Source organism: Paenibacillus bouchesdurhonensis (assembly GCF_900155685.1).
GTDB classification, from domain to species: Bacteria; Bacillota; Bacilli; order Paenibacillales; family Paenibacillaceae; genus Fontibacillus; species Fontibacillus bouchesdurhonensis.
Genome location: NZ_LT732548.1, coordinates 1,013,097 through 1,033,692, shown reverse-complemented (window position 1 = coordinate 1,033,692; position 20,596 = coordinate 1,013,097). Strand labels below are relative to the sequence as shown.

General features: G+C 49.8%; 18 protein-coding genes. 4 read left to right on the top strand and 14 right to left on the bottom strand.

Annotation, left to right across the window (positions count from 1 at the left end; genetic code table 11):
* Positions 1-304: 304 nt before the first annotated feature.
* The 7 genes from CZ379_RS09060 to CZ379_RS09030 form a co-directional block, all read right to left on the bottom strand.
* Positions 305-1,597, bottom strand: a complete 1,293-nt coding sequence (locus CZ379_RS09060; RefSeq protein ID WP_110931344.1) for a homocysteine synthase — start codon at positions 1,595-1,597, stop codon at positions 305-307.
* A 343-nt stretch (positions 1,598-1,940) separates the two neighbouring features.
* Positions 1,941-2,801, bottom strand: a complete 861-nt coding sequence (locus tag CZ379_RS09055) for an ABC transporter ATP-binding protein (protein ID WP_110931343.1) — start codon at positions 2,799-2,801, stop codon at positions 1,941-1,943.
* The gene (locus CZ379_RS09050; protein WP_110931342.1) at positions 2,788-3,642 is read right to left on the bottom strand and encodes a hypothetical protein; all 855 of its coding nucleotides are present in this window, start codon (positions 3,640-3,642) and stop codon (positions 2,788-2,790) included. Before CZ379_RS09050 ends, CZ379_RS09055 begins: the two co-directional genes overlap by 14 nt.
* Positions 3,623-4,264, bottom strand: a complete 642-nt coding sequence (locus CZ379_RS09045; protein ID WP_110931341.1) for an RNA polymerase sigma factor — start codon at positions 4,262-4,264, stop codon at positions 3,623-3,625. Before CZ379_RS09045 ends, CZ379_RS09050 begins: the two co-directional genes overlap by 20 nt.
* An 86-nt stretch (positions 4,265-4,350) precedes the next feature.
* On the bottom strand, positions 4,351-5,073 hold the full coding sequence (locus CZ379_RS09040; protein WP_110931340.1) for a hypothetical protein: 723 nt from the start codon (positions 5,071-5,073) through the stop codon (positions 4,351-4,353).
* Positions 5,057-7,279 (bottom strand): hypothetical protein, encoded by a 2,223-nt coding sequence (locus CZ379_RS09035; RefSeq protein WP_110931339.1) that lies wholly within the window; start codon positions 7,277-7,279, stop codon positions 5,057-5,059. The genes CZ379_RS09040 and CZ379_RS09035 overlap by 17 nt, the downstream gene beginning before the upstream one ends.
* Positions 7,273-8,163: an ABC transporter ATP-binding protein gene (locus tag CZ379_RS09030; protein ID WP_110931338.1), complete on the bottom strand. Its 891-nt coding sequence runs from the start codon at positions 8,161-8,163 to the stop codon at positions 7,273-7,275. Before CZ379_RS09030 ends, CZ379_RS09035 begins: the two co-directional genes overlap by 7 nt.
* Before the next feature lie 187 nt (positions 8,164-8,350).
* On the opposite strand from CZ379_RS09030, the gene CZ379_RS09025 reads away from it, so the two are divergent.
* On the top strand, positions 8,351-9,274 hold the full coding sequence (locus CZ379_RS09025; RefSeq protein ID WP_110931337.1) for an AEC family transporter: 924 nt from the start codon (positions 8,351-8,353) through the stop codon (positions 9,272-9,274).
* A gap of 99 nt (positions 9,275-9,373) precedes the next feature.
* Here CZ379_RS09025 and def read toward each other — a convergent pair whose 3' ends face one another.
* Positions 9,374-9,955, bottom strand: a complete 582-nt coding sequence (def, locus tag CZ379_RS09020) for a peptide deformylase (protein ID WP_110931336.1) — start codon at positions 9,953-9,955, stop codon at positions 9,374-9,376.
* Between the two features lie 50 nt (positions 9,956-10,005).
* Complete coding sequence (locus tag CZ379_RS09015) at positions 10,006-10,263, bottom strand: YqkE family protein (RefSeq protein ID WP_110931335.1); 258 nt, start codon at positions 10,261-10,263, stop codon at positions 10,006-10,008.
* A 259-nt stretch (positions 10,264-10,522) separates the two neighbouring features.
* Here CZ379_RS09015 and CZ379_RS09010 point away from each other — a divergent pair, with 259 nt between their 5' ends.
* Complete coding sequence (locus CZ379_RS09010) at positions 10,523-11,092, top strand: type II toxin-antitoxin system PemK/MazF family toxin (protein WP_110931334.1); 570 nt, start codon at positions 10,523-10,525, stop codon at positions 11,090-11,092.
* 365 nt (positions 11,093-11,457) lie between these two features.
* Here the strand turns inward: CZ379_RS09010 and CZ379_RS09005 are convergent, their stop codons facing one another.
* The 3 genes from CZ379_RS09005 to CZ379_RS08995 form a co-directional block, all read right to left on the bottom strand.
* The gene (locus tag CZ379_RS09005) at positions 11,458-12,021 is read right to left on the bottom strand and encodes a TetR/AcrR family transcriptional regulator (RefSeq protein WP_110931333.1); all 564 of its coding nucleotides are present in this window, start codon (positions 12,019-12,021) and stop codon (positions 11,458-11,460) included.
* A gap of 40 nt (positions 12,022-12,061) precedes the next feature.
* A complete protein-coding gene (locus CZ379_RS09000) occupies positions 12,062-12,784 on the bottom strand; it encodes an MBL fold metallo-hydrolase (protein WP_110931332.1) in 723 nt (240 codons plus the stop codon).
* An 84-nt stretch (positions 12,785-12,868) separates the two neighbouring features.
* Entirely contained in the window at positions 12,869-15,130 is a 2,262-nt protein-coding gene (locus CZ379_RS08995; protein WP_234404868.1) for an MMPL family transporter, read from the bottom strand.
* 233 nt (positions 15,131-15,363) lie between these two features.
* Here CZ379_RS08995 and CZ379_RS08990 point away from each other — a divergent pair, with 233 nt between their 5' ends.
* Positions 15,364-15,927, top strand: coding sequence for a TetR/AcrR family transcriptional regulator (locus CZ379_RS08990; protein ID WP_234404867.1), 564 nt, complete (start codon positions 15,364-15,366; stop codon positions 15,925-15,927).
* A gap of 21 nt (positions 15,928-15,948) precedes the next feature.
* Complete coding sequence (locus CZ379_RS08985; protein WP_110931330.1) at positions 15,949-16,260, top strand: hypothetical protein; 312 nt, start codon at positions 15,949-15,951, stop codon at positions 16,258-16,260.
* Positions 16,261-16,337: 77 nt separating this feature from the next.
* Here the strand turns inward: CZ379_RS08985 and CZ379_RS08980 are convergent, their stop codons facing one another.
* Positions 16,338-17,798, bottom strand: a complete 1,461-nt coding sequence (locus CZ379_RS08980) for a SulP family inorganic anion transporter (RefSeq protein ID WP_110931329.1) — start codon at positions 17,796-17,798, stop codon at positions 16,338-16,340.
* A gap of 252 nt (positions 17,799-18,050) precedes the next feature.
* A complete protein-coding gene (locus tag CZ379_RS08975) occupies positions 18,051-20,396 on the bottom strand; it encodes a PAS domain S-box protein (protein ID WP_199925546.1) in 2,346 nt (781 codons plus the stop codon).
* Positions 20,397-20,596: the final 200 nt, after the last annotated feature.

Genomic DNA, 20,596 nt, shown 5'->3' with positions numbered 1-20,596 from the left:
GATTTCTTCGAAATTAACAGCAGGAAATACAGTTAGTATACATCCACCTCCCTGCTCACCAATGTCACCAAAACTAATCAGAACTACCACCAGTAATCGCGCCGAACTTTTAGACTTTTATACCGTCCTCATACTATCCGACCTCCAACCTACGCCCTCCAATATCCACTATCAATCCTAAGATCTATTTCCAAGTCAGCAAGTCAGTCTCCAAGATCAATCAAAAAAAGCTGCTCCGGAAGTTTGATATCAAACCTCGGCAGCAGCTTTGCTCATATAACTTTAATTGGATATTAACAAAAGATTAGGCTTGGCTGGCCGCAATCGCTTGCTCCAGATCATAGATGATGTCCTCAATCGACTCCGTACCAACAGAAAGGCGAATCAGTCCAGGAGTAACGCCTGCTGATTGCTGCTCCTCCGGAGACAACTGCAGATGCGTCGTACTTGCTGGATGAATGATCAAGGATTTCGAATCGCCGACGTTGGCCAAATGCGAGAACAGCTTAACGCTGTTGATCAGCTTGCGGCCTGCTTCCACGCCGCCTTTGATTTCGAAAGTTAGAATAGCCCCCTGGCCTTTCGGCAGATATTTCTGAGCAAGCGCATAGGACTCATGGCTAGGAAGTCCGGCATAGCTCACCCATTCCACGTTAGGATGGGCTTCCAGATGCTTCGCTACTTTAAGCGCATTCTCGCTATGACGTTCTACGCGCAGATGAAGCGTCTCCAGGCCTTGCAACAGCAACCAAGAGTTGAACGGGGATAAGGATGCGCCGAGGTCGCGCTGCAGTTGAACGCGGGCTTTGATAATATAGGCCAGCGGGCCAAGAGCTTCCGTGTAGACAACGCCGTTATAGCTTGGGTCCGGCTCAGTCAGCCCAGGGAATTTGCCGCTTGCCGTCCAATCGAACTTACCGCCGTCTACGATGACACCGCCAATGGATGTTCCGTGGCCGCCGATGAATTTTGTGGCAGAATGAACTACGATATCCGCACCGTGTTTAATCGGCTGCAGCAGGTATGGGCTCGGGAAAGTGTTATCTACGATAAGCGGAATACCATGCTCATGAGCAATGGCAGCCACTGCTTCAATATCCAGAACATCGCCCTTCGGATTGCCAATCGTCTCCGCGTATAAGGCTTTGGTCTTATCGGTAATCGCCGCACGGAAATTGTCCGGGTTGGACGAATCCACAAAGGTCACCTTGATTCCAAGCTTGGCAAGCGTAGCAGAGAACAGGTTATAGGTTCCACCGTACAAGGTTGCGGAGGAGACGATTTCATCCCCGGCACCTGCGATATTCAGGATGGAAAATGTAATAGCTGCCTGACCGGAGCTCGTTGCAAGTGCACCAACTCCGCCTTCGAGCGCCGCAATTCTTTTCTCAAACACATCGTTTGTCGGGTTCATAATACGGGAATAGATGTTGCCAAACTCTTTCAATCCGAACAGATTGGCCGCATGCTCCGTATCACGGAAGCCATAGGATGTTGTTTGATACAGCGGTACTGCGCGAGAATAAGTAGTAGGATCAATTTCCTGACCGGCATGAACCGCAAGTGTTTCAAGACCGAGTTGACGCTCTTCAGACATAGTTAAATCCTCCTTCAAATTTGCATATCCCTAAACGGGGGTCATGTTTTTCATATTCTCTCATATAATGAACCTTTTGAAAATACCAAATCCGATAAAATTCCTCTGAATTATTAAATTCCGTATCGGCCGATGGCTATTTCATTCTTTGCTGTGGATAACAGACTGCAACAAAATAGACCGTCAGCTAAAAACCGACGGCCATTTGTTCATATGTGCATATGAATGTGTATACTGTTCATAATTCCCGAGCGCTCACAGTAGAACCATGCACATATTCACATTATTGAGCTGATAATCGTTCATAAAAGTGAACTGTCCGGGTTATCCACATGTGGATAGCCTATACACTCCAAGATTTCACGGAGAATTTTCGAATGAAATAGGCATCCTCCATCGACGGTTGAACCTCTTCCAAGCCGGGTAATGGCAGACGTTCCGCAACGAGCCGCACAAAGAGCCCTTCCTCCAGCTCTCTCATAAAAATAACTCCCCGCTCCGGAAAACGATTCAGTTGCTCTCTTGTAACTACTCCTTCCCAGACCTTCGAGGGAAGATTCCACTTCCACTCCGCTGCTCCCCCCTCGAAGCGAGTCCTGCCGTTCTCGAGCCATAATATGCGATTCGCTGCAGCTTCCCATTCATTCAATTCATGAACGGCCGCTACGATGACTCGCCCCATCGCATAGCGGGTTAAATACGTTATCGCCATTTTCCGCTCCCCTGAATCCAGCGCATTCAATGGCTCGTCGAGAAAGAGGAATTTCGGCTGGGCCAGCAGCGATTGAACGATCGCAATTCTTCTGCGGATGCCGATCGATAACCGTTTGATCCGGGTGTTCCTGTACGGCTCCAGCCGAAAATCACGAATCAAGCGGTCAACCGGCTCGATTTGATACACCCCTTTCAGCTCGGCGAGATAGACAAGCAGCTTGTACGTCGTCATCTCCTCATACAGCTCAAGATCCGAAGGCACATACCCGATTTGGCTGCGCACGATGGGGAGATAATCGCCCACTTCACGCTGCTGGTAAGCAATTCTGCCCCTCCGCAGTCTATCTACCGTAGCAAGCAGCTTCAGCAGCGTAGACTTCCCGGCCCCGTTGGGGCCGACGAGCAGCGTCAGCCCTGGGTATAACCGCAGCTGTTCAATCTCCAGCGTGAACGCACCTATCGGCTGCCGCACATGGTCAATGGATATCATGGCCTGCACCTGAATTCATCTCGAATTTTACTTTGCGGCTGCGATAATAAGAGCGAAGCAGCAGCAGCGCTCCTGCAGCCAGCAGCAAGCCATCGATCACTGCCCGATATTCGACGCGAAATACATACGAGCTGGAATTATCAATGTAAATGAACCAAAGTGCATACACGCCCAAGGCGCTAGCCAGCGCATAATAAATTCCTTTGCGGAAAAGAACATACATGGCCGCTCCACTCGTCAGAAGTGTAATCCCAAGCCACTGCAGCAGGAACGGTCCGAGCGGAAGAACGAATTCGCCTGCCTGGAAAATTCGGACACTTACGATGATCGAGCTGATAAATGCCCAGCCAACGATCAGGGCGATCACCATAAGCATGCGGCAGTACATGACAAGCGCAGGTGGATACGGAGTAATGCTCTCGATGGAGCGCATCCCGGGATCCCAGGTTCGATAGCTGAACAGCATGGAAGCGATCAGCATGAGCGGCGTGATTACAGGAAACAGCGAGCTCGGCAATGCACCGATGGACAGCATCGGCTGATATGGGTCAACGAGAAGAATAAGCATCAGAAACACCGCTGAACTGGACAATATCAATGATTTGCGATTGAGGCGGAATTGGCTGCGCAGCAGCTTCCGCAAGGTCGGGGACTCGACCTGCACATTGAACTGAAGCGACTCTGAAGCCTGGTCAGCCTTAAGCGCGTCGAACTCGGGCTGAAGCCTGCGGATCAGTTCTGCCGTTTCCGCCGGGGATGGCGGCGGCTGCATCGCTCGCCGCAATGGCTCCTGCAGCTGCTGCTCCAGCAGTTCAAGCTCTTTATCGATAGACGGATTCATGAAGCGGCACCTCCTTGTCCTTTTCTTTATCCTTATTGGTTCGGTTACGGCTTCCCGTTTGCGGGTAAGATAAATCCAGTTCAGAGTCCTTAGCCAACATGCGTTTTAATTTTCGCAAGGCTCCGTATAAATGCGATTTGACGGAGCTTAGGGGGATTTCCATCAGCTCCGCGATTTCCTGCAGCTTCAGGTCATGGAAGAAGCGCATCCTCACTACTTCCTGCTGAACATCCGGCAGATACTCTAATGTGGCGGCAATCTGCTTGGCTGTCTCCTGCCTTTCCAGCATTTCTTGCGCTCCGGGAGCAGGATCGGCATTCTCCGGCATCTCCTCAGCAGCGGTATGCTCTGAGCGGTAAGCAGCGCTGCGCCAATAGTCCCGACACAGGTTCATTGCCACCTTGTACAGCCAGGCCCGCAATTGCTCCATTCCTCCGTACTGCCGGAGATGCCGAATAAGTCGGATGAACGTCTCCTGCACGATATCCTCGGCTTTTCCCCGATCCTTCAACTGCTGGGTCACGAAATTAAGCAGCGGGCCATGGTAGCGGGTAACCAAAAGCTCGAAAGCCTCCTGCTCCCCCATTGCCGTGCGCTCCGTTAATTGCTGATCGGAAATCATTGCTTCCCCCCCTCTCTCTTTGTCTAGTCAATGATCGTAATAACCTAGGAATAACACCAAAAATAACGAAGACAGCGAATTTCTGCCTATTCCTCTTCCCTGCCGATCCAGCGCTCCCGCATGCCTACCAGCCACAGGGCCAAGATCATAAAAAGACATGCACTGATCAAAAGTACAACTCGATTGACGATAAACGAGGAATCTTTTGGCAAGAAAGCGGCATACAACGTCCAATCTCCTAGAACGGTACCCATGCTCACTGTGTCAAGCACCCATAAGGAAAAGGCAAGAATCAGCCCGCCATAAAGCTTCTGGAGCCAGGCGATTCCCAGTACCGCAAGCGAAGCGAGCAGCATATAAGCCGGCATCGTCTGAAGCAGAAGCTCTAAATACCCTGCCTGACGAGACACGGATTCACCACCGTGCCATGGATGCATGACGGTCATGATGCTGCCGAACTTAATTCGGTATACAGCCATCCAGCCCATGCCGGCTAAAGCGACAAGCACAAGGGCCACTATCCACTTCCTCACGGCCATAAGCCTTAGAGATACGGGATAGGTGCCGATTACCTCCATGCTTCCCCCGCCGATCTCCCGCTCGAACAGAAGGATCGTGAGCATAATGACGACCGGAAACATCCCCATTTCCGAGTAATAATGTACAGTGTGCGGATAATCTACGTTGCCTGTTAGAATCACAAACCAATAGAAGAGGTAAATGATCAACGTCAGGAGAAAAAGCGGCTGTTTTCCAAGGTTCAAATCGAGCCGTATCTGGCTTCCCAGCATCTTAAGCTCCGTTCTCATCGTCCATCACCTTCTTCCATTCCCGCTCCCAGGCTTCATAAGGAATCGGGCGCGCCTTAACGGAATCATTCAGCCCCTCCTCCGCCGGTACTTCCAGCCCCTGGCTGTAGAAGTAATTCAAAATTTCCTTTACTTCGCTGATTTTCCCCGCGTCCAGCGCCCCGCCTACCTGCCTCGCCATGCGGTCACCCAAATTATCGGGATCCCGGTCAGGGTCAGCATGGAACAGCGCGCCTAGCATGCGGAAATCGGCCATCCCGTTCTCTATGTCCTTGTGGCTCAAGCCGTCGGCTACTCTATAATAAACGTACCACATCAGGCTGCGCAGCGGCATACGTACGTCTTCCCTCGTATTCTCGATGTAATAGGAACCACTCCTTGTCCCTAGCAGCATTTCATTCATCAACAAACCAGCGTAGCCGCTATCCCCACCGCTGCTGGAAACGAGCATATACGTATTATTCTCAGTGGCAATGGGCAATATTTGCTTATTCTGAAAATAGCCCACCTGTTGGATCTTCGGTTTGAAATCCGTGACCCAGGATGCGAAGTAATCGTAATATCCGCTCCATTCTTCCAAGACATGCTCCGCCAACTTTCTGCTGTTGGGAGTTGTAATAATCCGACTTGGCACCGTAGAACCGCTGACCTCAACGAACGGCCCACCAAATAAGCTGACGCCTTCCTTGCCAGAGCCTTGAAAGACCCGCTTCTCCGCGTCAGCCAGCTGCAATTGAATATCTGCCGGCTGCTCCAGCTCAGGCAAGCTTGCATAAAGCGGTGTGTCAAATCCTTTGACCGTCAGCCGATACATTGCCTCAGGGTAGAACACCTGGTTAAACACCGCACCCATTTGTAGTATTTCCGCCCAGTCGTCTTTCATATAGACGTGCTGCTTGCCGGGCAGCGGATACCAGGCATAATAACTCGGCAGGAGCACAAGCTCCCGGTAGATGAAGGCATAAAAACCGCCTCTTCCGTTATAGTCCATAACCGCACCCGAATACTTAATCCCCAGCGTTACGTTCTTTGTCTGCTCTTCCAATGCTGCGTTCTCTGCTTGCTCTTTCAGCTCCCCATTCCAGGACACCGTCAGCAGATCTCCCTGCTGGAAAAACGACAAAGGGCCGCTGGAGACTTCAACCTCAGAAACAGTGAAGGCCCGATTAAGCGTCAACAATATTTCTTCCTTCCCTTGCAAGGACGATACTGGAATATCCATCCAGGCCTCAGCGGATATAACGTCATTCTTCAATCGTTCCAGCGTAAGGTCATAACTGGCGACCACAAAAACCTCATTTTTCTCACTCATCAACTGAAATTCCGGGATTGTATCGTCATTAATTTTACCGTAGTAGCTGCTGTACCTGTCCTGCCATAGTAAACCGTAGGGTGCAAAAGCTCCGCAGGCCAGCAGCACAGACAGTCCTGCAGTCACCCATAGACGCGCACCGTGCTTGGTCGGCCGTTGCAGGTCAAGAATCGTAATAGCAGTGACCTGGAGCAGTGCAGAGAAGGCGAGGACAAACAATCCCGATCTTAGCAGCTCAGGGGCAGCAAGACGATAGCCCCACAGCTCATATCCCCAATTCCCTTCGACAAATAGCTGGCTCAGATGAAAAATACCCAGAATGTATAAATCGTATCTTTCCACAATAAACAGCTGCATGAAAAATGTCCCGAACATCCAGGCGCAAAAGCCGATCAAATACACGACGCGATTCGGCAGGCATACCGCGAGCAGCATCGCCAGCGCAAGCGTCACCATATACGAGATTTCATAGGATAAAAAGAAGTATACACTGTGCGTTAAGTTAATTCCGAATTCAGTCCCTCTGCCGTAGGAGAACATGATAAACAAGATTCCTGCCAGCAGTGAAAATAAGGTTAAATACGTCAGTGCAGCTGCATATTTTGCTGTAATCCGCATGCCGTAAGAAAGGGGCAGCCCCGCCCCCCACTCGTAAGCAGGACGACGGATGTCGCGCCGAATAGTTAGAATGCCCAGCAGCATAACAAGACCAAGAGTAAGTGTCTGTACAAAAGAATGGAAGCTATAGGCCTCGTTAAAAATATTGCTAAGCGGAGAGACGGCGGACAGGCTCCATGCGTACAGTACTCCGTACAGAGCAGGCAGCCCCATGAACCACGCATTACGAAAAATATGATTCGCTTCAAGCGCGAATTGCCGCCTCCATTTCACCATGGACGCATCGCCCCTTCCTCCTGCCTCGATCTAAGAAGGGCAAGGTAGCCGTCCTCCAGCGTAGGCCGAACCGTCTCTGCCTCCATCCCTATGGGCGGAGCATCAGCGATAATTCGGCAGCGAAGCCCCTCGTCGGTGCGGCGCGTTGATACAATGGACATCGGGTTAAGCTCGGTGAACAAGCCTTCTTCCACGATGCCTTCCCACACCTTGCCTTGGCCAGAGGCCTGCAAATCCGCTAAATCGCCGGAGAAGCGGACACCGCCTTGGTCAAGCACAGCGATCTGCCGGCAATTGCTCTCGATGTCCGCGACGATATGCGTGGATAGAAGCACAATTCGTCCCAAACTGAACCGCGTGAGCAGATTGCGGAAGCGCACGCGCTCCTCGGGATCTAGCCCAGCGGTGGGCTCATCCACGATCAACACCTGGGGCGAGCCGAGCAGCGCCTGAGCGATTCCCAGGCGTCTTCTCATGCCGCCGGAATACGTGCGGATACGCTTATACCCCTTCTCGGTGAGATTGACCTCCTCCAGCAGCCGAGCAATTTCCGCCTTGCGTTTGCGGGGATCATTCATCCCTTTCATCACGGCGACATAATCCAAAAATTCGACGCCGGTGAGCTGCGGATATACTTGAAACTGCTGGGGCAAATACCCGATCATCGCCCGGATATCCTCCGCCTTCTTCAGCGAAACCCCGTTGATCAGCGCATCCCCCGAGCTAGGACGAATCAAAGTTGCCAAAATGCGCATCAGCGAAGTTTTTCCTGCGCCATTAGGCCCGAGAAGGCCGACCATGCCCTCACCGATCGTCAAGGTGACGTCATCCAGCGCCAGTTGACCCTTTCGGTACATTTTATATAAATGATTGATCTCGATCATGCGTGAACTTCCTCATTTCATAACGGTAATGTAATGGATAGCCTCGCGCGGTTGGCATCTGTTACTGTAACGGGATAAGGAATCAAAAAGTTCGCGTTATTCTCAATTATTATTTTCTCTTAGACCATTGGCCGATTATTTGCTAGAGTCTATATAGCCGTGCAAGTCGGCTGAAGGGAGATTAATTATGCTGTATTCTGTCCTAACCACCATGCTGCAAGTCATCGTGCCCATTTCGATTCCCGTCATTTCCGGCGCATTGCTTAAGCGGTTCCAGAAGCTCGATACAAGACCGCTGGTCACGCTGTACCTGTATTTCCTAAATCCAGCCTTGATCCTTGACACGCTAGCCAAGGCGGATATTTCATATCAGGATATTTACCAAACGCTCGGCTTCTCGCTATTGAATCTCATTCTGCTCTGGCTCGTCGCCGCCTTGGCTGGCCGGCTTCTGAAGCTTCCATCCGATGAGCAGGCGGGACTCACTCTGGTCGCCACGTTTACGAACAGCGTCAACTACGGCCTGCCCCTCGTTCTGCTCGCCTTCGGCCAGCTCGGCCTGGACAAGGCCTCCGTTTACGTCATCGGCCAAATGATTATTGTCAATACGGTGGGCGTGTATCTGGCGGCACGATCTAATTTTTCCATGAAGGAAGCTGTGAAATCCGTATTTACCTTGCCTTCTATATATGCAGCGGCAGCCGCCATTTTGCTCCGAGTTACCGGGGCTTCGCTGCCCGCCGGCATCGGTCAAGGCATTTCGATGGCAGCCGCCGCCTATTCACCCGTCGTGCTCGCTATTCTCGGCGCGCAGATGGTCGGCGTGGCAGGCGTTCCGATGAATTCCGGCTCCGCACGAGCCTTTCGCTCAGGTATCGCAATTCGGATGCTGCTGTCGCCTGTAGTAGCGCTGCTCGCCCTATGGATGCTGCAAATCGACGGCGTGTTGTTCGCCGTACTGTTCATCCTCGCCTGTATGCCGGCAGCGGTGAACGCTTCCGCGCTGGCGGAGAAATTCGGGGCCTCGCCGCAAACCGTATCCAAATGCGTTCTGTGGACGACAATCGCCTCCTTCATTACCTTGCCGATCCTAATCGTTTTGCTGCAATAGAGCATTAGAACATTAACAAGGCCAACCCGATGGGTTGGCCTTGTTAATGCAAATTTTCTACCAATAGCGCTAAACTAGTTATTTGTTATGCCCATGCTGCTAATATAAGCTCGCTATAGGCACGCCAGTCGGCAGCTTATAGGGATGCTCTTTATTGATATGGTCGTAGAACATAATTCCGTTCAAATGATCGATTTCATGCTGCATAACGATCGCCTCAAAACCCTTGAACCGCAGCTTCAGCTCATTGCCGTCGCCGTCATAGGCCTTGATCTGCACCTTTTCGTAGCGCGGCACGAACCCCTGCACTGAACGATCGACAGACAGGCAGCCCTCGCTCTCCGGCAAATAGACCATCGCTTCCGAATGGCTGATAATCTTCGGATTATAGAGCGCATATTCACGGGATTGCCCGTGATCATCGGTAAGATATGCTGCGAACATCCGTTTATTGAGGCCAATCTGATTGGCCGATAACCCAACACCCGCCCGAAGCTTGTATTTCTTGGACAGCTCGGGATCCTGGCTATTTTTCAAAAACTGCAGCATCGCTGCCATCTCTTCCTTATCTTCCTCCGTCGGCGGATTGCTGACAGGCTCGGTCACCACCCGAAGAATGTCATTTCCCTCTCTTACGATATCGTCCATGGTAATCAAATAGTCTTTCTTAAATTTACTCATAAGTAAACAACTCATCCACCTTCATTACCAGATTTGCGCCAATCTGAATCTTACTTGTATTTATGCCAATCCATATCGCTGTTATTCAGCAAATGCTCAAAATCATTCTCCAATCTCTTCTGCTCTGCCTTGCGAGCCTCTTCAGCCTGCTTCCTCGCCGCTGCCTTGCGCTCCTCTTCCTCGCGCTTCAAACCCTCGGCCTGTTCTTTAAGCTTGCTGATCGTGTCCGCTCCGAGCAGATCTTTAAGCGTTGCGGGCTTGTCGCCGGTGGAAGCAGCGGAAGGTTTCGCATTTTTTCTCTTGGCCATCCTCGGTTCACCTCAATTTCTGACTACCTCATAAGTACGTGGTTCATGCCTGCCTAAAGTATCATACGGTCAAATTGTTTTGTCAACAAGCCTAAACCCTGCACGGGAGTTGACTTTCTTCCGAATTCACGAATCGTTCAGCAGACTTGAAACGAATCCATCCATGTTCTTAAAAAACTTTACCAAATTTGTTTAAGATGAGGGCAAACACGTGTAATTCTACAATATGCTCATTCACAAGGCTTGGAGGAGAGATCACATGAGAAATGAACAGGAAAACAACCATCAACCTAGCATTAGACCCGTAAAACCGACCAGCCCGCGGATTAAGGCGATGCAAAAGTTGAAAGAGGAACAAATAAATACATGGAAGCCGGTCAAAATCGAGATGGCGCAATACTGGATTGAGCATGAAAAAGTCCAAATGAAGCGGAGAATGGCTCGAGGCGCAATCCACTTCTGCAATTTCGGAGAAAACATCGGCTGCGAGCAAAACGAAGAACGGCCTGTCATCGTCGTATCCAACAACACAGTAAACTCCACATCCGGCAACGTCATCGTTGTTCCATTGACCAAAAACTTAAAAACACGCACCAGCCCGAAAACCGGGCAGCCCATTCTGACGAAGGAAGGCAAGCCCATCCCCCGTTTTCAAAGCCACTACTTTCTGTTCAAGAGCAAATATGACTTCCTCGCCTTCGACTCCGCGGCAAAAACAGAGGAAGCTACGTCCGTCAGTAAAATTCGTTTGAAGGAGCATCTCGGTAATTTAGATGAAGAGGATATGAACCGCCTGGAAAACCGGCTCAAATGGACGCTTGGATTTTAATATAGAAGCAGGATAAGCCATGCTGGGAGGTCGGAACTTTTATTTAAGGGGGATTGACACGTGAATGTGAAAAGGGTAATATAAATATCAAGAGATTTATTCGTAGATTTATTATGTCATCCACCTTGTCGTGGATAAACTCACACGTTATACGTGTATTGAGTCAAAAGAGGAGCCTCGGCTCCTCTTTCGTATTACCAGGGATTATTTAATCTTATGTGGTTATTATATTTTTGCAGCCCGCACATAATAAGCATATGTCGCCCACCTGGTCGTGGGCAAATTCACCCCGCATGGAGGCTCCTTGCGGGGTTTATTTTGTTCTCTTGTGTACTATTAACCCAACGGGCAGCATTTTAACCAATTTATTGCTCCAGTCCGGTCAGAAAAATACGCAAATTAAAGTCCAGGCTTTTCTCCAATGACAAGGGTAAGCCAAAGCCCCCCAACTGCTCGAGCGAGGCAAACCCATGAATAAGGCTCCGCAATCCGCGAACCGCATGCAGGGCATCCTCCCGCGACAGCTCGAACGGCTGTAAAAGCTGAAGAACCCAATCAACAATACGCTGGCCGGCCTTCTGAAGCTCCGTCTCGTTCAGTCCTTGCGGGACTAGCTGGGCGCTCTCGTACAGCCCAGGATGCTCCTGGGCAAAGCGGATATAGGCATGCGCAAATTGTTTGATCCCCTTCTTGCCCGATAAGCCGTCCGACGCTTCACTAACTTTGTTGTAGAGCTGTTCCAAGGCATGTTGAGCAAGCAGCGCTTTCAGCTCCTCCAGCCCCCGAATATGGTTGTACAGCGATGGAGAACGTACGCCGAGGGAAGCGGCAATCGAAGCCAGCGTTACGGCCTGAATTCCCTGCCGATCGGCAATTTCCACTGCAGCCATCAACACGACATTTGCGTCAAGCCCAGGTCTTGGCGCCATAACAATCACCCCTCATGAATATATTGACTGCCTTCTCAAACTAGTTGCCTTGATCCATCTTCATTTGGTGCTTTGCAGCGATTAGAGCCTTCCGCATCTCCTCAGCCGGGTCAGTCAGCATTTCTCCGTGTCCTGTGGCTAGCAGAGTCGGCTGATAATCAGCCAGCTTGCTTGCGCTGGCGAGCGCGGCTTCCTTGTTCCAAGTAGCCATAGCCGGAAACGGGAAAATCCAGCGAAGATGTCCTGTCACCGTAAGCCCACCGCGCGTGTGGAAGGAATCTCCGGCAAGCAGCGCTCTAGTCCTTGTATCCAGCAGCGAGATCGAGCCCGGCGTATGCCCGGGGGTACCTATGACGAGCAGTGAACCGATGCTGTCGCCTTCATGGACGAGAATATCGGGACGAGTCTTAATAGCTTTGGGCACGCTTCCCCGGATCTTGGTCTGCGGCTCATCGGCCTGGAGAGTGCGGTCTCCGGCAAGCACTCTTGCATCGCGTTTCGAAATATATACCTTTGCTTCCGGGTACCTCACTTTCAGTCTATCCAGCGCTCCCACATGATCTTCATGGGCATGGGTTAATACGATCCGTGTCAATCTCTTGCCGCTATCCTCAATCGCCTTCGAAATCCCAGCTGCACCATACGGAAGAGCAGCATCTACTAATGTAATGCTCTCTCCCTCCTCAACCAAATAGCAATTTACCGGGAACAACTTAGGCATGAACGTTAATTGGGATAAATATTTGCGCTGAATCACTCTCATAGAAACACTCTCCTCCATACAAACTAACACCATTAGTTTGTATTTTAACTAATGGTGTTAGTTTTTTCAAGAGAAATTTTATTTTTATGTTGCAGAAACTGGTTTGTCTTGCTCATTCTGCGCTTTCTTCGAACCCTTTCCTGGCCAGAAGGCTGCGCGGCCGAGCACCGTAGTTATAGATGGTACGAGAAATGGACGAACGATGAACGTGTCGAGCAGTATCCCGATCGCCGAAATAATTCCGAACTGAACAAGCGCCTGAATCGGCAATGTTGCTAATACAGCAAATGTGCCTGCCAGGATTAACCCTGCTGACGTGATTACTCCGCCTGTTTCCGTCACTCCGTCCCGAATCGCCTGCTTTAGAGGCATCGTTTTGCTCTTGCGCCAGATGCTGGAGATCAGGAATATATTATAATCCTCGCCAAGCGCGACCAAGAAGGCAAATGAATAAAGCGGAATAAGACCCTGAATCGCCGTTGTACCCATAATGTCATGAAGAACGAGCCAGCCCAGACCGAGCGCCGAGAAATAGGACAGGACAACGGTCAGTACCAAGTACAGCATCGCTACCACGGAGCGTAAGTACAATAGCAGCAGCAAAGCAATCAGTCCAATGACAATCGGGATTATAACAGCGATGTCCCGCTCGTTCGTCAGTTCAGTGTCGTACTGGATCGCCGTCTGTCCTGAAATCCACACCTGCTCCTCTGGAGCAGAAATCCCCGCAGTCTGGAGCATCTTCTCCGCCGTATCCCGCAGTTCGGGAATTAGCGCCATCGCCTCGTTCGAGTAAGGATTCAGATTCAGTTCTATATCTATCGCCCGAATATCCGGGCTGCTGCTCCCCTGCACCACGTCAGACACCTGGCTTACATAAGCAAGGTCGGAGAAGGTCTCCTTCAGCGGCACGTCCTTCCCTTCTGTATTTACCATAAGCTTGACGGGAGCCAGCTCGCCTGGGGTAAACCTGTCGCCGATCACAGCAAATCCTTCCCGCGAGGGACTGCTCTCTGGAAAAGTCGATAATAAATCCACGGTGTACTCGATCCGAGTAGAATTAATCGCGCAAGTCCCTAGGAAAATGACGGTAACTGCAATAACGATCCATGGGCGCTCCGTTACAATCCGACCGATCCAGCCTCCCTGCTTCCGTCTGACTGCAGCTTGGGAGGCACCCGGAAGCGGCTTGCCTTTTTGCTGCGCTCTTTCCGTTATCATTTCCGGTGTGCGCGGCACGAACGGATAGAAGGAAGCACGGCCCAGAATAGCGAGCAGTGCAGGCACAAGCGTCAAACTGGCCGCACCCATGATAAGAATCGACAAACTGAACGGCACACCGAAGCGATGAACCGCCCCGTATTTAGCGAACAAGAGCACGAGCAAGGCAATGACGACCGTGAAGCCGCTCATGGCGATCGCTCCGGCTGAGTCCTTGAATGCGCGAATTAGCGCCTTCGTCTTATCCCGTTCCTCTCCAAGAATTTGCCTGAAGCGCGATATGAGGAACAAGCAGTAATCTGTTCCGGCACCGAACAAAAGTACCGTCATGATAGAAATTCCTTGCGAATCAAAGGTGATCCAGCCTAGATCGGCCATTTTGCCCAGGATCGGACTAGCCGCTCCATAAGCAAAGCCAACGCCAATCAAAGGTATAATCGCTAATATAGGCGATCTGTAAATAAGCAGCAGCAGCACGAGTACAAGCAGTACGGTCGCTATAAGCAACGATACGTCCGCGCTGGAGAACAACCCGACCGCGTCGATAGAAATTCCGGCCGGGCCGGACACTCGGGCCGATAGCCCTTCTCCGTCATCAATACTTACAGAGAATGCATCTTCCCCGAATATTTCTTTGGATTGTTCCTTGATGATCTCCATACCCGCTTCCAAAGTGTCTGTCTCCGCTTCTTTGCTGAAAAACAACGGCAGTACGAAAGCCGTCCCGTCCTCGGAAGACTGCTGCTGAAGCACGGGCAGCGGCATTTGGTGGAATGGCGGTACGGCTTCCTGGCCTTCAAGAGGATGATCAGTGAGGTAAGCGGTAAGCTGCTGTAAATTGCCGAAATCCTCCTCAGTTAATCCGCTATTTCGCTGCCATACGAGCAATGCCGGAATCCCAGAGTCGCTCGGGAACTCCTTCTCGGCCAGTTGCTGCGCCTGTATCGAAGGCATCGATGCCTCTAAATTCGCTGCATTATTGTCCTGCTTCTCATTAACTCCCGGCCAAATCGCCGTCAAAACGGCAACAAGCACAATCCAGGCAGCCAAGGTAACCCATTTCGTTTTGCTCCCTGCAAACCAGCGCCCAAGTCGCTCCAGCATCTTATCCATCGGCTCTCTCATCTCCATTTTCCTCATTTTTATAGTCAAGTGACATAAATCATATTAGTAATTATATATACCGGAAGGTTAATTATCAATCTTCTATTTTCATTTATTTTGCAGTCATCGAAAGATGACTTTTTGAGCAAGCTCTTATGGTATAATGATTCGTCAGTATAAGTTTTATTGAGGTGACCTTGATGAAAGCCCCGAACAAGAAGCCCTTGGGGAGACCTCCCGTGCAGCAGGAGGGAATGCCTACTTCCCAACATATTCTATATACCGCCTCTAGGCTATTCATGGAAAACGGCTACGAATCCGTCTCCATGAATATGGTGGCGCAGCATTCCGGTGTAACCAAAGCTTCGGTATATTATTACTTCCCCACCAAAAACGAGCTGTTTGTAGCCTGCATGGTTGCCGTGCTCGTCAATGTGAAGCAGCGGATTGAAACGATATTGGCGCAGCCTCGCTCTTTCAGAGAGCGGCTTGTGCTCATAGCCCAAAACTATCTGCGAATTCCCCAGGTTCATATGGATGGGATGATAGAGAAGGTGAAGCATCATTTGAGCGAAGAGCAGCATGAGCGATTGAACAGCCATGAGAATGCGCTGTACGAAGCTTTGGAGCAAAGCTTCACCGATGCTGCCAAGAAAGGGGAAATTTATTGCGAGGAGCCCTTTCTCACGGCGCATCTATATGTGTCCATGCTGAAAGTCGGAGAGCGGCGCTATTCGAATAACGAGACCTTGTTTGCGTCAAATGAAGAAGCAGCTGATAAAATCGTAGCCTTTCTCTGGAGAGGCATTCATAAATAAATATGACAAAGGGTGGATCGCATGGCCTTCGGAATTACACGCGAAGAACTGAACTCATGGAAGCAGCGCGTCTCGCAAGGTGAAATTGCTTATTTGACGCATTATTGGCTCGAACCGCGTTTTCCGGGAATAACGACCGTCACCAAGGTAGGCTGCAATGATCTGGAAAAATTAGCGGCCTGGTGCAGAAGCAACGGCCTGAACCCGAAGTACATTCATCGGCGAGACGCATACCCCCATTTCGATTTAATTGGAACGAAGCAGGTTGAAATCCTTACCAGGGAAGGATTGCACGATCAGATCAAACGATTCAAGCTTCTATCGCCAAAATAAAGGCAGACCGCATTTGACGAAATGACGGCCTGCCTTTTTCAACTGCCCCAACCTGGCGGCTATATGAGAATAACTTGTTAAGTTTGTTTGCCCGTGACGAACAATCCGGTGCGATGAACGAGCTCCGTGCTTTCCTTATTCAGCCCTGCAATCTGCACTTCCTTATCATGATCCCGGTACTTGGCAATGACCTTGGAGATTGCCTGCACCGCCGAGTGATCCCAGACGTGGGATTTGGTAAAATCGATAATGATTCGCTCCGGATCATTCACCGCATCGAATTCATTCAAGAAGCCCGTAACAGTGCCAAAGAACATCTGGCCTTTCACCGTATATTTCTTCATACCAGCCTGCTCCTCCGAAGCTATACGGATCTTAGCCATTCTCCAGGCAAAAATAAGCGCGCTGAGCAAAACGCCGATGCCAACACCGATGGATAAGTTATTCGTGGCTAATACAGCCGCAACGGTAACGACCATAACGAAGCCCTCCGAATACGGGATCTTTCGGCGCATGCCCCTTAAATAGCCCCAATCAAAAGTACCTATGCAAACCATGAACATAACGCCTACTAGAGCAGCCATCGGTATTGCCTTAACGACATCTCCCAACACAATGATGAGAAATAATAAGCCTACTCCCGATACCAAAGTCGATAGGCGGGTTCGTCCTCCGGACTTGATGTTAATCATCGATTGGCCAATCATAGCGCACCCCGCCATGCCTCCGAAAAACCCCGTGACGATGTTCGCAAGCCCCTGACCTTTCATCTCCCGATTCTTATCGCTGGACGTGTCCGTTAAATCATCAATTAACGTAGCGGTCAATAGGGACTCTAACAGCCCAACCACAGCCAATGATAAAGACACCGGAAAAATTACTTTCAGCATGTCCCAGGATAAAGCCACCTCTGGAAGATGGAACGACGGCAAGGCACTTGTAATCGTCCCCATATCTCCAACGGTTTTGACATCCAGGCCGAGAAGCATCGTAATAATCGACACGATAATGATAGCCGCCAATGCCGAAGGAAATGCTTTAGTAACCCGTGGAAATACATAAATAATAACGAGAGTCAATGCAACTAGAGCGTACATGATCCAGCCCTCGCCCGTAAAATACGTGAATTGGGCCATGAAAATTAAAATTGCCAACGCATTCACGAATCCAACCATGACAGAATGCGGGAGAAAGCTGATCAGTTTGCCGAGTCGCAACATACCAAAAATAATTTGAATCATGCCTGCGAGGATCGTAGCTGCGAAGAGGTACTCGATCCCGTAATCACGAACAAGCCCGCCCATCAGCAGCGCCATCGCCCCCGTAGCTGCCGAGATCATTCCCGGTCTGCCCCCTGCAAAAGCGATTGTTACTGCGATGAAAAAAGAGGCGTAAAGCCCTACCATAGGGCTGACTCCAGCCAGCAGCGAGAAGGCGATGGCTTCGGGGATTAAAGCAAACGCAACCGTCAGGCCGGATAGCAGGTCAGCCCGAGTGTTCGAGAACCACGCCGCTCTTATATTTAATGTTTTGAACAATTGATGTATTCCTCCCTGTATATCTATAAATATCGTCCGGTGCAACGCTCACAAACTCGATTATATAAAATTTCAACGATGTATCACAAATGGACAATCTCGAATGTAAGCGGCAACACACCATATATGCTTTTTATTGCTCTCCTTTAGAGTAATTTGCTGGCCTTATTGATTCTTGCCACAGAAAAAGCACCCTGCATTGTAATTAATACAGGGTGCTGCATCAAGCAGAATCTTTGCGCCGTGTTCATGTTATCCGAAATATTTAGCTATAATCTGCGCGATAGTTGTACTTTTTATCGGTTTACTAATATAATCGTCCATTCCGGCGTTCAAGCAGTTCTCTCTGTCGCCTTTCAATGCGTTAGCGGTAACGGCGACGATAACCGGCCATTTGTCTTGAGGTATAGTGTCCTTTATGACCCGTGTTGTATCAAGTCCATTCAGCTCAGGCATTTGAATATCCATGAAAATGAGATCAAACGGTTCATAAGCGACTTTCTGAATGACTTCAATGCCGTTCGAGACAATCGTAATTTGATGTCCAAGGCGCTCTAGCATTTTTCTCAATACAATCTGGTTAATTTCATTATCTTCAGCAACGAGAACTTTAAGCGCCGGGGCATGCATTCTGTCCAAGCAGGCTTCCTCAGTTCCTTTACCGGAAGCACGTTCTTTGGCCGGCTCCTGTAATGCAATATGAAATGCAAAGGTGGCCCCCTGCCCTTCCGTAGGCTCGACCCGAATTTCGCCATCCATCAGCCCGATCAGCCGTTTGGTAATCGCCAGTCCCAATCCCGTCCCCTCATAGTTTCGCGTCATGAAATGGTCTAGCTGGGAGAATGGCTCGAATAAATGAGATATTTTATCCTGTGGTATGCCAATCCCCGTATCCTTGACTTTGATCTCCAATCTGACGTATCCGGCTTCTCTCTCCATGACATCAACTGATATAGAGACCCCGCCGTTAAAAGTAAATTTCACCGCATTCCCGACCAAATTGAGGAATACCTGCTTCAGGCGATCGGGATCGCCAACCAGTTCCTCCGGGACTCCGGGATGGACATGGTATTCCATCTCCAGTTCCTTCTCGGCCGCCCTTGGCGTAAACACGTCCAGCGTCTCGGAAATACACTTGCGGATATCGAATAATTCTTTATGCAGAATGGTCTTGCCGGATTCGATTTTGGCAAAATCGAGAATGTCATTAATAATGCTCAGCAGGGTATCACCGCTCTTGCGAATAATATCCAGGTATTCTTTCTGGGTGTTATCCAGCTCTGTCGTCTCCAGCAGTAAGTCCGTCATGCCGATGACCCCATTCATAGGCGTGCGTATTTCATGGCTCATCATGGCCAGGAATTCGCTTTTGGCCTTGTTCGTGCTTTCCGCTGCTTCCTTGGCAATGAGCAGTCTCTTCTGCTCTGTAATATCCTTGGCAATAATATAAAAGCCCACATTCTCATTATTAATCATGATCGGGGCTATCGTCGTTAACACCTCAACAATTTCGCCTTGTTTATTCTGCAGCTTATCGATCAGCTTCTCAATGCTCGGGTCATTGATTGCGTCCTTCAGAATACGCTTGACATGCTTCTCTCCGATAAAGCGCGAGAAGCTCTTGCCGGCCATCTCCTCAATCGTATAACCGGTCATGCTTACAGCCATGACGTTGGCATTGATAATATTCCCCTCTAAATCCAGGGAGAACACGGCATCATGATTGTATTTCTTCAGTGAGGTGTAGCGTTCAACGGTCTCCTGAATTTTGCGTTCAATGTTTTTGCGCTCTGTGATGTCCTGCACGGTTCCATTCATCTTAATGGCATTTTTGTCATCATCATAAAATACAACGCCCTTGAGACAATAGTAACCAACCTTACTCTCATCCTGTTTGTATTGAAACTCGAAATCGAGCTTTCCTTCCGCCAATGCCTGCCGAATCGCCTCAATAAACCGATCCCGCTCCGTATCTTGCATAAGAGCGACAAGTTCGGAGGAAGTGGCTACAGATCCCTTCTTCAGGTTAAACATTTCATATACATAATCAAAAAGAACCAGCCGATCCTTATCGATATCCCACTCCCAACTGCCGATTAATGCGGTACGCATCGTTTCAGACAGACTCGCCTGCTCATTCTTCCACTTCGAAATGTCTCGCCCGATCGCCAGAATGAGCGGTTCCTCCGATTCATCGCCGAGCAAGGTGGCATTAAACTCAAACCAAACATACTTCCCGTCTTTATGCCTGAGCCGAAGCTCGATGATTCCCCCACTGCGAATCATTTCCCGCCTAGTCGGGAGAGCCCGATCATCGGGATGGCACAGCTCCATGTAAGTGCAGCCTAACAATTCCTCAGGAGTATAACCGAGTGACCACTCTACGGATGGCGAGATATACTCGCAAACTCCCTCTTCATTACAACAATATATGATATCTCCCGCATGGTGTACGATCTGCCCGTAGAACTGGCCGCTGTTGAAATCCGGCCCGAATTTCTTCGGAATCCTTCTTCTCCTGTAACCGGATTCAGCTATATTTGTGGTCTCTGTTTCATTTGTACAGATAGAATGCTGTCCATCTTCTCTGATGTCCATATTTCTGCCTCCGTCCTCCGTCCAGTAGGATGTCATATACCAATTGAATTCACGATTGAACATGAATGCAGATCAGTTGCAACAGACTTGTTTCCCTTTGTTCCGCTTTGAATAGCAGCCTATTTGAAAAAATCAATTTGGATCGATATATATCAGGAAATAATTATAGTTGATTTTTCCCTTTTCAAGAAGTCCAAAAT